Annotated in this window: 11 protein-coding genes; 3 read left to right on the top strand and 8 right to left on the bottom strand. The window is 43.2% G+C overall.

Annotated features, from left to right (window positions below; translation table 11 throughout):
- The 7 genes from FWJ59_RS00670 to FWJ59_RS00640 all read right to left on the bottom strand — a co-directional run.
- Positions 1-692 (bottom strand): TM1802 family CRISPR-associated protein (locus FWJ59_RS00670; protein ID WP_414480054.1); only part of this gene is annotated, 692 nt, incomplete at its 3' end.
- Positions 693-883: 191 nt separating this feature from the next.
- The gene (gene cas6 / locus FWJ59_RS00665; protein WP_414480053.1) at positions 884-1,639 is read right to left on the bottom strand and encodes a CRISPR-associated endoribonuclease Cas6; all 756 of its coding nucleotides are present in this window, start codon (positions 1,637-1,639) and stop codon (positions 884-886) included.
- A 578-nt stretch (positions 1,640-2,217) separates the two neighbouring features.
- Positions 2,218-2,406 carry a ferredoxin gene (locus FWJ59_RS00660; protein ID WP_414480052.1) on the bottom strand — a complete coding sequence of 63 codons (189 nt, stop codon included), beginning with the start codon at positions 2,404-2,406 and terminating at the stop codon, positions 2,218-2,220.
- 392 nt (positions 2,407-2,798) lie between these two features.
- Positions 2,799-3,329 carry a nitroreductase family protein gene (locus tag FWJ59_RS00655; RefSeq protein ID WP_414480051.1) on the bottom strand — a complete coding sequence of 177 codons (531 nt, stop codon included), beginning with the start codon at positions 3,327-3,329 and terminating at the stop codon, positions 2,799-2,801.
- Positions 3,330-3,619: 290 nt separating this feature from the next.
- Complete coding sequence (locus FWJ59_RS00650) at positions 3,620-6,490, bottom strand: AAA family ATPase (protein WP_414480050.1); 2,871 nt, start codon at positions 6,488-6,490, stop codon at positions 3,620-3,622.
- Positions 6,487-7,770, bottom strand: coding sequence for a metallophosphoesterase family protein (locus FWJ59_RS00645; RefSeq protein WP_414480049.1), 1,284 nt, complete (start codon positions 7,768-7,770; stop codon positions 6,487-6,489). The genes FWJ59_RS00650 and FWJ59_RS00645 overlap by 4 nt, the downstream gene beginning before the upstream one ends.
- 147 nt (positions 7,771-7,917) lie before the next feature.
- Complete coding sequence (locus FWJ59_RS00640) at positions 7,918-8,880, bottom strand: N-acetylmuramoyl-L-alanine amidase (RefSeq protein ID WP_414480048.1); 963 nt, start codon at positions 8,878-8,880, stop codon at positions 7,918-7,920.
- Positions 8,881-9,409: 529 nt separating this feature from the next.
- Here FWJ59_RS00640 and FWJ59_RS00635 point away from each other — a divergent pair.
- Complete coding sequence (locus tag FWJ59_RS00635) at positions 9,410-10,153, top strand: hypothetical protein (protein ID WP_414480047.1); 744 nt, start codon at positions 9,410-9,412, stop codon at positions 10,151-10,153.
- A 154-nt stretch (positions 10,154-10,307) separates the two neighbouring features.
- The gene (locus FWJ59_RS00630; protein WP_414480046.1) at positions 10,308-10,997 is read left to right on the top strand and encodes a hypothetical protein; all 690 of its coding nucleotides are present in this window, start codon (positions 10,308-10,310) and stop codon (positions 10,995-10,997) included.
- An 18-nt stretch (positions 10,998-11,015) separates the two neighbouring features.
- Here the strand turns inward: FWJ59_RS00630 and FWJ59_RS00625 are convergent, their stop codons facing one another.
- Positions 11,016-11,693 (bottom strand): hypothetical protein, encoded by a 678-nt coding sequence (locus FWJ59_RS00625; RefSeq protein ID WP_414480045.1) that lies wholly within the window; start codon positions 11,691-11,693, stop codon positions 11,016-11,018.
- Between the two features lie 320 nt (positions 11,694-12,013).
- Here FWJ59_RS00625 and FWJ59_RS00620 point away from each other — a divergent pair, with 320 nt between their 5' ends.
- Positions 12,014-14,101 (top strand): glycoside hydrolase family 65, encoded by a 2,088-nt coding sequence (locus tag FWJ59_RS00620; RefSeq protein WP_414480044.1) that lies wholly within the window; start codon positions 12,014-12,016, stop codon positions 14,099-14,101.
- Positions 14,102-14,223 lie beyond the last annotated feature (122 nt).

Raw genomic sequence — 14,223 nt, 5'->3', positions numbered from 1 at the left:
GCTTGGCTTTCTTTAAAACCACCTGTTATATACCCAATCTTATCCAATGTATAAAATGCATAAGTATCCAAATTGCCTATTACCACATCCTTTCTTTGTCCACAAATTGAACATATTTTATCTTTTGCAGCACACCTTTGGCCCTTTTCATTTACCTGATATAAAAGCAACTGCGCAAAAACTGGAAAATCACCTATGTACTTTTCTTCACCATCTTGCTTAAACTTAAGCGTAACAACTATACCCGTTTTATTGGGCGTCTCATCCCTTGTTTTTAAGATTCGTTCCCTTATGTAGTCTGCATTCTGCGCTATCTGTTCCTTGATTTGTGCTAAGAAATCCCTCTCTTGATCTGAAACAGGGAGATGCTTTTCCCCAAGTATATTAAACCAGCCAAGTATTTTATTATCAAAGGTGGTTTCAGGTTTGCCACTCAATCTCGCTGTAGGCGTGAGATCTGCGCCGTTGGCGGCACCACTTCTGTATAGATATCTCATTATTTTTTCTTTATCATAATCCTCCAGCTCAACACCTTCAAAACTCCACCTGCCACCCGCTTGCTCTTTTAAGACGATTGCTATAACTTTTTTATAGCTGCCATTGGAATCCGGATCCTCTACAAGCACTTCTAAAGGAGTTAACCCTTCCTGCTTAATCCTGAGCTGCCCTATCTCTCTTACAGCAGCAAGCATTTTCTGCCCCCCTTTTCACTCTCTGGTTAAATACAAAACTTTGCATAGCCTGATTTGTGACGATATGTTTAAAGCTTTCAATAATTTAAAACTCACTCTTTAACACTCCATAATCATTATACCATATAATTAGACATCATTTCTGTCTTATAAATTTTATGGCCCAAAATTTGTTAAATTTGCACAAAATTTTATCTTTTAAATCCCTCTATTATCTCAAAACACCCAAACCCCTGCGAGTTTTTGCTGCCCAATCCGGCCTCGTAGGCAACTTTTATAAGCCTTCTATCTCCCTTTAACCTATATATTCCATTCCAGCCCTTTATTACCGTGTCTTTGTATTCTAAAACTTTACAGTACCGCTCATCCCTAGGCCCCAAAGGCTCTATTTTTATATCGCCGTCCTGTATGCTCTCACCGTATATGAGCTGATATTTCCTCTCAAGATTCATCCTTATAAGCTCAGAAAACCATTCATCCCAGGGAGAAAAATAGATCGTCCGCGATCTGCCGCCCTTTTTCACGGTGTTGTAAGCCACAACCGGTGAAAGCATTTTTATGAGCACTTCTTCGTTGAAATCCATGTCTTCAAAACCCTGAAATACTGCTATACTGGTAAGTATCAGCTTTTGTCCGCATATATTTAAGTTATCATTTCGCAGCATACCCTCAGCCAGTTCGCGCAAAAATCTTTCAACCGGCGAAGCCACAATGAGCTCGACAGGAGGCGTAAACTCTATTTTACCGTTTTTCATCTTAAAATGGCCCATTAACCGTGAAAATGTAAACAACTTAAACTGCCTGCCATTTATCATAAATCCATGGTCATGGAGGAAATCCGACAATTCCTTAGAAATATTGTTGTATATCATAGATTGCACAAAATAATTATACTGCACCGGTATAATTATATTTTTTTCAGCCTGAAATGTAAGCTTTATTCTCATAAGCTCTTACCCCTCTTATCTTGCTTTATTTGGTTTATTAAACGCTATTGCAACAGCGGATATGATTTGCATTTGAATCTTATTATGCTTCTAAAGCTGTATTCAAAGAAAAACGCAGATAATGCAATTTCTATCTACCAAGGTAAAGCAACCCTTTTTGTGGCTACGACAATTTCACGCTCACATATCCAAACAATTTTATTTAAATAATTCTACATTATTACCATAAATCCTTCTTTAATTGTGCATTTTATGTAAAAAATCCCAGCACCTTATCCGTCTCATACATTACAAAAAGCCACAAATCGCCTTTTGGCAACATTAATCTCTCTCCCTTCTTAATTTCACTATTAACATAAAAAGAGGGCAAAATCGGAAATAAATCCCGTAGCCCTCTATTCCTTTCAAATTCATAATTCTATTATCAGGCCTTTACCTTTATTTAACAATCTTAAAAGTAACTTCAAGCCTTAATACATCTCATATGCAAATACTATACGGCTCTTTAACTTGTCATTTTGATCTTTACTGTTTATTGCCCAAACATGCTACTCGGCTGTTAGGTAGTCTTCAAGTCTCTACTCAATGCTTATGGCTCCGGTGGGACATTGCTGCTGAGCATCCTGTGCACAGTCTACAGCATCCTCGGGAATCTCGCCCTCTATAGCCGCTGCAAGCCCGTCATCGTCCATGTGAAAAACGCTAGGGCATAGATCGGCACAGAGCCCGCATCCAATACAGGTATCTTTATCTACGTATGCTTTCACAATATACCCTCTCCTTTCGTTAAAAATTATGTTCACATATTAAGCAGACAACGCCGCTTTTGCTACAAGATTAATACATTCAGTAGATAAAGTACTGTCTTAATACTATAGAAAATCAAGACATTTGGAATAACGCTGCAACAAGGCATCGTTTTTCTAAGTACCATATGGCTCATATTAGCATCCTCATCGTCCATATCTTTTCTATAACCTTTTTGCCCATCTGCTAAAACACAAATTTTTCTTTATCATAAAATATTCTTCTCATACGTTGTTCAACAACACGTTAACAGCCTCTTTTATATCTTCATATATCACACAAAAGGCATTTTTATGCCGTATGTCTTTTGCCCTATTTTTAACGGGTAAAAAATATGGGGAGCCTGTTACCATCAGGCCCCCTTAAAGCCATTCCAGCATACTATGGCATCAAGGTTCTTGCGCTGTACCGTGTGCCTATCGGGGTTCCCCTTATCAGCGGGATAGCCTATGGGCAAAATAACCATTGGTTCAATATGGTCGGGAAGATTTAAGACCTCCTTGCACTTTGCAGCATTAAACGCGCAAATCCAGCATGTACCCAGGCCCAGTTCAGCCGCCGCTAACGTCATGTGGTCCACTGCAATGGCCACATCGATGTCGCAATGGTCCTTGCCGTCACTCCTCTTCCACGACTTGCTGTGATCACCGCAGGCCACAATAATCACCGGGGCTTCTTTGAGCCACCTGCCGCCATAAGTGGCAGCCACTTTTTCTTTTAACTCTCCCTCGGTGATTACCACCAAGTATAAAGGCTGCAGGTTACAAGCCGAGGGAGCTACCCTACCTGCTTCAAGTATCCTTTCCAGCTTGTCCTTTTCTACCGGCACATTCTTGTAACTGCGGCATGAATACCTGCTCTTGGCAAGCTGTAAAAAATCCATAAGATACCCCTCCCATCTATTAGATGATCTTTTTGCTTTTGCATCCATTTACATACACGGTATTTTGATAAAAATTTAACTTGTATATATTAACGAATATATGCCCCCACTGTAACTCAGCGCTGCCTTATAGCACTTTGAGTAAACTTAGCTATATATACTAAAGTTAGCATTTTTGTAGCACTATTAAAATAATACCCTCTGATCTTCTCTTTAAACAACCATTTACTATGACAGGCCGATACTCAGAAAAATGACTTTATCTCTGTGGCGCATTATCCAATGCCCCGTCACATCCCGAGCTCCACCACCTGAGCATCCAGCTTGCTGGTCAGCCTTTCCACCAGCCAATCATGGCAAGTAAAGACAAAGACCTGGCGCTGCCTACTCAGCTCCTTTAACAGAGCAAAGCCGTTGTCCAGGCGAAAACCATCCCAGTTTACAAACACCTCGTCAAGAAAGGCCGGCAAATGCTCGCCTCCCGGATCCAAATGCTCCATAAAGGCTAAGCGCAGTGAGAGATACACCTGTTCAAGGGTACCCCGGCTTAAGGCCCCCTCCTTTACCTCTATAAGCTCTTGGCTATCAAAACGCTTAACAAGCAGAGCATCCTGCTGGCCTTCTTTGGTAAACAGGTGGGTATACCTGCCATCGGTAATGGCCGAAAGGTATCTACCAGCTTTTTTCAAGACATCAGGCTGATGCTCCTCTCGAAACCGCTTTTCAGCCTCCAGTATCACGTTCCTTATGAGCATAAGTTTGTCCCTCTGTCGGGCTATTTTTTTGAGCTCCATCTCGAGCAGGGCAATCTCGCTCTCTATCTCGTCCATATTTCCCTGCCCCATGCCTATCTCGATCTCCTTCTTCAATGTACCTATCTCACTGTTGAGGGCATTGATCTCCTGCTCTATCTGGTCCCGCTCGGCCTTTGCCCGTGCCAATGCCTCATCATCGAACGACCACTCCTCATCCTTTTGCGCGAGCTCCATGATCTGTCTCTGTATGCCTTCCAGGTCAGGATAATCCCTTTTTAGGTCTTCCAGTATGCTATCAGCCTGGCGTGCCAGTTCTCTGGCCCTGATAAGCCCTTTAACTTTGGCATCTATATTCTCTCCCGGCAGTTCATTTAAACGCGACAGTATGTAGCTCTTCTCATTCTGTAGACGCTCTATTGCCTCATCGACTTTACATAGCTCCCGTTTTAAGTCCTCTAACTGCCCATCTGCATTTTGGGCGTCCTGATGGTGTCTTTCGGCTTCCTGCAGCATGACCTGAAGAAGGTCTATCATCCCAAGCACATCTCTCGAGCCCGTGCCGTTAATGGGTCTGCGGTAGTCACCCTGTATCGCATCACCATATAGGCATGCAAAGCCTTTTACTTTCCAATCATTGCCGCCGTTGCTGGGCAAAACTCCACGTCCAGAATGGCCATCATCACGCTGATTACCATAAAGCCACTCAAGATTTTTGCCGGCCTGACTTTTATCTAGCCCGCACTTCTTAAGCAAATCCAACGTCCTGTTTTCCAATTGGGTTATCCGGTCAGCAATTGTCATCTTTCTTTGAAGGTTTTCCCTTATACAATACAGCAGCTCTTTTAACTGATCTATATCCAGCAACAGATCACTGTCTGGACTTTCAAGCCTCTGGGGGATGACCGGCACACCGTTTAGCAACGTTTTGATGCGCGCAGAAGCCCGTTTCACGCTTTCATGCAGCTGCTCAAGGCGTTTTTCCTCAAGTTTGACTCCAAGATGCTCGGTAGGCTTTTTGCCAAAAAACCACCAAACCAGTAGCAAAATTATTCCCGTTAACGCTATAAATACCGATAAAAACTTTGCTTCAGACGTATTGGCCAGTATAAGCCCTAGCGCTCCTAACATACAGATGGCTCCACAAAGCCATGGTATAAATTTGCCACCTGTGCCTTGCCCTATACTTATCTTCAGAGCCTCAACCCTGTTCATCTGTTCCTGATAACGCTCCTGAGCCTGCCTGAAAGAATCTATCGCTGATTTCAATACAGCCGTATCAACAGCTTCCAACACCTTTGTAAGCTCTGCCTTCCAACCGCCTACCAGCACCTGAGAGGCATGGCGTTTGAGCTGCTCTTCCTTACTTCTTATATCAAACTCTAAATCCTTAAGCTCTTCCTGATCAGCCCTTATGCGGTCATACGCCTTTACAAGCAGTTTGATGTCATCGCCATGCTCTAACAACTGTTGGTCCTGTTGGGTAAAGGACTGTACGATGCTTTCCAACTGACGCCTTTTGCTTTCCAGCCTATCCCTTTGACCCTCCAGATCCTCCAGCTGCGCATCAATATTTTTTAAATGCTGAGCTGGATTCTCCGGCAAATCATCATAATTGGCAACGTAAGCCGAAATTTCTTTTAGCTCCTGTACCCTTTTGAGCTTTTTCCGCACAGGGTTTAGTCGTTCACAGCGATCTATATATGCTATTAGTTGAGATTTTCTGGCTATCTTCTCCTCCAGCATGCGCCGGCATTCAGCCAACCTCGCCTGCGCCTGGCGCAGTCCTTCCTCCCTCGCTCTAACCTCATCCCGTAAAGCTCTAAGCTCACTGATTCGTTCACCTATCTCCTTGGCCCGTGGCTTACCCCTTCTGTCGGGGCGCCAAAGACGATTGGCTTCTTCTTCCAGCTCTCCCGTTACCTGATGGACCGGCCTGATAAAGGAGCTAAACTGTCCTCCCAGTAGTAACTGCTGCATGGTCTCCCATGCCCTAGGCTGCGGAAACTTTAGGGCACTGAGCTCAACAGCGTAAACCTCCCTGAAGACCTCCCTCGGTAAAACCTCCACATACGAAAGCGGCCTGTTTCTAAGGTCAATTGCATTATCCTTTCTCAGCAGCATTCCTGTTGAAGTGCTTCTCAGCCTGCGGATGACGGTTACCACTTCTCCTTCCTTTAGCACAAGTTCCCCCTCGCAGGCAGCCTCGACCTCTCCCCAGGGCACAAAGGGATTCTCATCCTTATTTGCGGGGGTCCATCCATAAAACAACGTGGTTATCAAGTTAAAAAGCGTGCTTTTACCCGACTCGTTGCGTCCAAATACCAGTATAAGGCCTGGCTTAAGCGGCGGACTTTCCCAATCCTTCAAGCAACCGAAAGCCTTGGCCTTTAACCTCTGGAATCTCATATCATCTCCTCCATCATCCGAATAGCTACTTCATAGTCCAATCCCTCAAGCAATTCATTAAGATAAGCGATAATATCATCGGTATTCCCCGCAGGGCAACCGGCCAGTATATCGGGCTTCAATTTAAGCAAAACCTGGGGATCCTTCCTGGCCTCCTCTATGATATCCAGAGCAGTTCCTAATACATGGGGCTGTCCTTTGTAAGATTGGGGAACCACAGGACGGGTAAGCCCATCGGTAACCACTTCCACATACCTAAATCCCAGGCTATCGTATAGATACTCCTCCAGTATCTGGATGTTTTCTTCTTGATGGTACTCTTGAGCCCTGTGGAAACATAACTGGCTATATAGAGGACACGGGCCTTCCAGTACAACTCTCGCGATGATATTTTGCGTTTCCTCAACCTGCTCTTGGCTTTCAAGCTGCTGTATCAGCGCTTCATACATGCGTTGTTGTAACTGGGACAAATTGATAGCCTGAGAGAGGTTGTCCACATTGAAGGTGATCCAGCGCACCGGCGCCACAGGATAAAATTTAGCCTTAACCTCACCTGGACCATCTATCTCTACCAAATAGGCTCCTTTTGAGCCTTCTTCACCGTGATGGCGCCCTACTAGATTGCCTGGATATATCACCAACGGCTTTTCAACCAGGTGAACTCTAGAGTGAATATGCCCCAGCGCCCAGTAGGTATAACCCTTATCGACCACGTCCTCAAGAGTGCAGGGGGCATACCTGTCATGTTGCCCCTCACCACTTGCGCCGGTAACCCAAACATGGGCAAGCCCTATATGGGGTATGGCGTTGTCCCGGGCATGGGGAAAATCCTTGACGATGTTGTCCTTTTCACGCGGGCTTTCATGTCCAGCCCCCGTGATCCAGGCCACAAGTTGTCCTTCCCTATCATGAATTGGGCAAGTTTCCGGCTTTTTAGCGTTGAAGACCTTTACATTATCAGGCCATTCAATCAAGCTTCTCCGGTACATCACCCCGACAGGGTCATGATTGCCCGGCGCATAAAACACCGGTATTTGTGCCTCATAAAGCCTTTTCATCTGTTCTACCATAAACTTTTCGGTGGCAAAGCTCAGAGTCTCATTATCAAACAGGTCCCCTGCAATAAGGACGGCGTGCACCTTGTGGGATATAGCTAAGTCTACTGCCCTTTGAAATGCCTCTCGAATTGCCTGGCGCAAAAACATGCGCATATCCTTTGTCCTGATTTGAAAAGGCGTGTCTAGATGGACATCGGCTAAGTGTAGAAATTTGGCTCTCACCATGCCGCCCCCTTTAATTTAAATAGCTAATAAACAGTTTGCCTGATAGATAATTGTCATGCCGGATTTATGAAGACTTTATATAATCCATAATATGAGTCAAAGGAGGAAAGCATTTCTGCCCATTGATATTTTACTAAGAACATTTTACCACATTTTTTCAACCGATTCAGCCTGTTTTTGAATTGGCCAGATTCGCTTCTCCACTTCTTTTGCCAGCTGATTAAGCAACTTGAAAAACTCTATAAATCTCCTGTTCTTTTCCTCAAGCTCCTTGATATATCTTTCTGCAGCTTCATTGCCAGATTCAAGCTCCCTTTTCAGCTCATCCTCCAAAATTTGTACTCTGTTTGTTAAAGTAGCATTTTCCTGTTCCAAAGCGGTTTTATCTTGTAGCAGCTTTTCTGCCATTGCCATCATGGTAATGATGTCCACAACCCCGTTTTGCTGCAGCCCGACCGACTTTTTAAAAGCATTCACCGCAGCCTCGGTCTCGGCACCAAAAATTCCATCCGTTCCATATTTAGGCAGCTGACAGCCCAGCGCCATCAAAAGCCTTTGTAGCCTTTTAACCTCCGGACCTCTGTCTCCCTTTTTCATATAATCCACCTCCCCAATATTAGAGCTATTGGTTGCAGCCATGACAATTTTCTCAAGAGGAAAATAGCAGCCAGGGCAGGCAGTAGCAGCCCCTGGCACCTCCTTGTGACCCTTGATCCACTTAATAGAAGGGTATTCCTCCAACAGGTCCTTTATCACCTTGACCAGAGCATCAAGCTGCGCTGCGGGCATTTCCCTGTCATACGGCTGGCTGCTTGAAGGATGATACATGCCCTCAGCACACACGCCAATGCTTTCAGAGTTGACTCCTTCAGCATGTGCCCCGACAGCCCACAGCGGCCGCAGCTCCCACACCGAGCCATCCTTGCGCACATACACATTATACCCTGCACCTATCCATCCCCTTTTAAGGTGCCATTCATGGATCTGCTGTGGAGTGGCTTGGCTAGCCGCCGCATGATGCAGCACAATACCGTTGGTGACAGGTCTTCGCTTAAATTCTCTTTTGAATATCAAATTGGCATTTTTCATATAGTCTCTAATTGACATAATCCTCATCTGCCCCCTTCTAATTAAGCTATTATTTAATATAAAAGAATAAGAAAGTATACCAAAAGTGACACCTGCAACATTTTTTTAAACAGCTTTGTCATTCAGGTTTTACTAAAATAAAAATTGACAATCCACCCACAACAGGAGCAAAAACACAGTGCAGAAGCTATAATTATCTTTCAGTTTCCCCATACGATTTTTTAAAACGATTTTTATTCATAAAGGTCACGAAAAAATGACCCGAATCTATTGACATTACATTGGTAATATTGTATAATTTTTACGTAAAATTACAGTTAAGATACCAACTTACATGGATTAGCACATGAATTTCGATGTACTGTTCAAAAAACTCAAAAGTTTAACGAAATCATCAATATAAATCTGGAAAATCAGGTTATTAAATGTCGTGCAGGATTCTCTTGCTTCCACTTTACGCATTTAAATTGAATTTATGATATAACTTACACCTTGGCAAAAGTGGATAAGAGAACTCCTGCTTGACATAAAAAGTAATATTTTATATATGGAGGTTGATATCACGAAAAGAAAAAGCGTTTTTATGTTTCTACTGGTAGCACTTGCCTGTATGTTCAACACTTTATATGTATCTGCCGGCATGGGTAACTTTACCACAAAACCTGATAAATACGAAATAGAACAGCAAAAGCAATATAAACTACCTACACCAAAAGCATATCATATGGCCATCAACGGGAACATAGTCAGCACAGAAATATTAGATGACGAAGATATCATTAGAAGACCCAACACTGGTATATCGCCAATGGGCTATTGGGAAGGTGGATATTATTATGCCTCAGACAATTACAGATTTTTCGTCAGTCAAGTCAACTGGTGGAACAGAAGTCATGAAACTGTTACATTGAAATATATACAAAGGGAAACAGTGACAACAGAATGGGATGTGTCTGGCAAAATAGAGGCAGACGCAGAATTTAGAGTTCAATTCTTAGCCGCACTTCAAGCGAAGTTTGGAGCGCAAGTAACACATACACACATTACAGAGAAGAGTGATGAAATTGAAGCACAGATGAATGTTCCACCAGGACATGAAGCATATATAAATAAATACAAGGGTGGTGCGTATTCTGGCGGTTCTGCGGTGTGGTATAAATATTATGTAACCCCTAACCATGACTATATTCTAGTCGGAACCTATATAGAAACAAATCAAGGAGGATGGGGTATTATGTCAAATGTTATATCTTACACTAATGGGTCATACTTTAGGGGGTTTGATAGTTAATTCGAATACATGGCTAATCAAATTTTAAAATAAACATATATTTGTACAACATCCTTGTTTTTTTGCCTTAGTTTTATACCTGTTCTATTTTGGTATAATCTCGCCTGTGTTCCAATACCTTGTTTACAATTAAATAAAACAGGAGGTCTCAAATATGAAAAAATATGTCTTTTTTATTTTACTTTTTAGTCTAGTTATATTGTCGTCATGTTATCATCAAGTAGATCAGGGAAAAACACCTGAACCTACTCAGACTCAGAATATGAACAACAATGTTCAGCCATCCGAACAGAACATGAACAACGAAGCCCAGCCATCCGAACAGGATATGAATGATGATGCTAACCAATCTGAAAATGCACTGACATATTCTCAATACAGAGATTTGTGCAATGATATAGCAGAAAACCTGGTGCTAAAGCATTTCAATTTGATACACAACGAACCAAACTATATTATTGTAGATAAAGATATAACCTTTTATCAAAGACAATTTCTAACAGTAAGCGGAGACCAGGATAGTGATACTACACAAGTTCGCCTTGCTTATGCTACCGAGGATTTAGAGCATATAATCTTTATAGACTTATCGTATATGAAAAAGGCATTGTACAATGACCTGTTATATAGCGGCAATAAGATACCAAGTAACTTAAAACACATCAAATTGCTAGGTAGATACGATAATTGTATATTATCATATAAAAATATCCTTATCAGTATAACTCATATTATTAACACTCCAACGGGAGAAGTTGACAGCAGCATCACAAATCAATCAGTAGTCATAGACACTGCCAGAGCTATGGTAGATTACTTATTAAATAAATATGAAGCTGAATAATTCCCCTATTCGGCTTCTCTAACACCGCCGTATATCGTTTGGTATACGGCGGTTGGTTAGTATTACTTCACATGCTATTATCCTCTGTCCCCACCACACGGCACGAACTACATTATCGAACTTGTGGTGATTTCCATTTTCCAGATTAACAACATACAGGAAACTACCTTCATCGGGATATATTGCGGTAGTAAAAATAAGCTCTGTACCCTGCGGGGATACATAAAAATCCGCTCCCCACTCTTCATTTTCACCTATAGATACCAGTTCTCTTGTCTTTTTTGTTTTCATATCGTAGATAAGCACTTGTCGCTTTTGCACATATACAACCCATTCCTTTCCTGGAATATATCTGCAAAGCCAGTACTTACCTGAATCCATTACAGGAGTAAATTGCTGTGTATCAAAGTCGTATAACCCAATTTTATCCTCCACGGAATACAAATCGTCAATTGTCATTAACATTTTTGGAAACTTACCCGAGGCCTTTATATCATTGGTTATAGAAGTGGTTTCAGAAGTGGTTTTAGAATTAGTTTCAGAACTGTTTTTCTTTATTTCCCCCGAAACAGTGTCATGAATTTCAGTTGGTTGAGTAACCCTCCCATTGCCGTCATTCTCATATGGCTGCCAACGTGAATTTGCACAGCCCAGCAACAGCAAGCAAACCATTATAATTAAAGCTTTTCTCATCATTCATACCACCTACTCTCAGTTTTGAGCTAAAGTTATTATATATAATGCAAATTACAAATTTGTTAAATAATTATTACATTTTTAGCATTGTGGAAAAGTCAACCAGCAAATTTATAGGATTTTTAAGTTTAAAAATTAAAAAACTTAAAGCAATCGCTTACACAAAAATACGATTGATAGTTGACATTAAATAAAAAGCCTTGATAATATCAGTAATGTCATAGTCAGCAAAATAGCCAAACGGTCTGAAGTTTGGACGTTTAAGCATTTTCAAAACGCCAATACCAACAGAAAATAAAAAGAAAGGAAAGTGCATTGGAATGTCAATGACCATTGACAGGTACGAACTGGTAAAAAGGCATAATCCTATTCTGAGAGATGTCAACCCCATATCCCCTCTATCGGTAGGAAATGGTGAATTTGCATTTACCGTAGATGTTACAGGCCTTCAGACATTCACCGAAATATACGACAGCCACACACCTCTTTGTACGCAATCGCAATGGGGATGGCATTCCTTTCGATCGCCTGACAACCAAAGTTTTTCCAGAGACAAGCTTAAGCTGGAAAAATTTATTGTAAACGGCCGCGAAGTCGGATATGCAACATCCGCGAAGGGGCAGGAGGAGCTGTTCAATTGGTTGAGGCAAAACCCCCACAGGCTCAATTTGGCCAATATAGGCTTTGACTTCTCTTTGTTGGGAGAAAAGCCCATCGATTTAATTGATAGGAGGAGCATCCATCAGGAGCTTGACCTATGGCAGGGCGTCATCACCAGCCGCTTTTGCATAGCCGGCTATCCCGTTTGGGTAAAAACCTGTTGTCATCCTGAATTAGATGCCGTAGCCGTCAAAGCACAATCTCCCCTTATAAAGGATAAAAGGCTTAAAATCCTGTTTAGGTTTCCCTACGGCTCCCCTGCCAAAAACGCTTCTGACTGGGAAAGCGATGACAAGCATGATACAAAGATCATCATGGCCAGCGAGAGCAGCAGAGGAGGTAGCTTTATTGACCTGCTTAGGATAATCGACGACGAGCGAATTTTCATAAGGATATTTTTTAACAAAGGGGTCTGCCTATTAAGGCAAGCCAAGCACGCGTTCGCCCTTGAAAGCACATTGAGTAACGACACCATCGAATTTACCTGCATATTTTCTCCCATACCTATTCGCCGGGAAGAATTGACCTTTGAAGATACAGAGGAAGCCAGCAAAAAGCATTGGGAGAGCTTCTGGCTGGAAGGCGGTGCTATTGAACTGGCCCACAGCCAGGATAAACGCGCCATTGAACTTGAAAGGCGCATAGTGCTTTCCCAATACCTCACCGCAATTCAGTGTGCGGGTTCCATGCCTCCCCAGGAAACGGGGCTTACCTGCAACAGCTGGTACGGCAAATTCCATCTTGAAATGCACTACTGGCACGCAGCCCATTTTCCGCTGTGGAATCGCGCCCGGCTTCTGGAAAAAAGCTTGTGGTGGTATATGTCCATAATGGACAAGGCCGAAGATCTAGCTGCCTCCCAGGGGTACAGCGGTGCTAGATGGCCCAAGATGGTAGCCTATGATGGTTTGGACAGCCCTTCACCAATCGGGCCCCTTCTCATATGGCAGCAACCCCATCCAATAATGTACGCCGAGCTATGCTACAGAGCCCATCCCGATCGGCAAACCTTGGAACGTTATTGCGACCTGGTATTCAAAACGGCCGAATTTATGGTCTCCTACGCCATATACGATGCAAAAAACGATCGATACGTCCTGGGACCGGGCCTCATACCGGCGCAGGAAAACCACAGCCCCCATGTTGCCCTAAACCCAACCTTTGAGCTGGAATACTGGAGGTTTGGCCTTAAGACGGCTGGATTATGGCGTAAGCGACTGGGCCTTCCCCCTGACCCCAAGTGGGAAGAAATCATATCCAAGCTATCAAAGCTTCCCCAAAAGGACGGCGTATACCTTGCCCATGAAAACTGCCCTGACACATTCACCAGATTCAATCGAGACCACCCCTCCATGCTTTGCGCTCTGGGAATGCTGCCCGGTTCGATGGTGGACAAAAATGTGATGGCTGCCACCCTTGACAGAGTTTTAAGCAGCTGGGACTTCGACAGCATGTGGGGATGGGACTTCCCGGTAATGGCAATGACGGCTGCGCGGTTGGGGCAGCCCGAAAAAGCGGTAGACATACTACTGATGAATGCTCCCAAAAACACGTACCTCCCCAACGGTCATAACAGGCAAGGCAACAGGGCCGACCTGCCGCTGTACCTGCCGGGCAATGGTGCGTTGCTCATAGCGGTAGCCATGATGGCCGCCGGTTGGGACGGAAGTCCCCATAAAGATGCTCCCGGCTTTCCGAAAAACTCGAAATGGAAGGTCCTGTGGGAAAAGATCAATCCGTTGCCTTAGCAGTAGAAACTTACACTGGATGACCCTATATCATTTGTAGATATTATACTATAAATAAACCACAAACAAACTTCCTTACCAAAATTGAGCATATATCCACAAGTAAAAATAAAAAATGAAGG

Source organism: Caldicoprobacter sp. (genome assembly GCF_047459465.1).
In the GTDB taxonomy this organism is placed as follows: domain Bacteria; phylum Bacillota; class Clostridia; order Caldicoprobacterales; family Caldicoprobacteraceae; genus Caldicoprobacter.
This window is presented reverse-complemented; position numbering and strand designations above follow the sequence as displayed.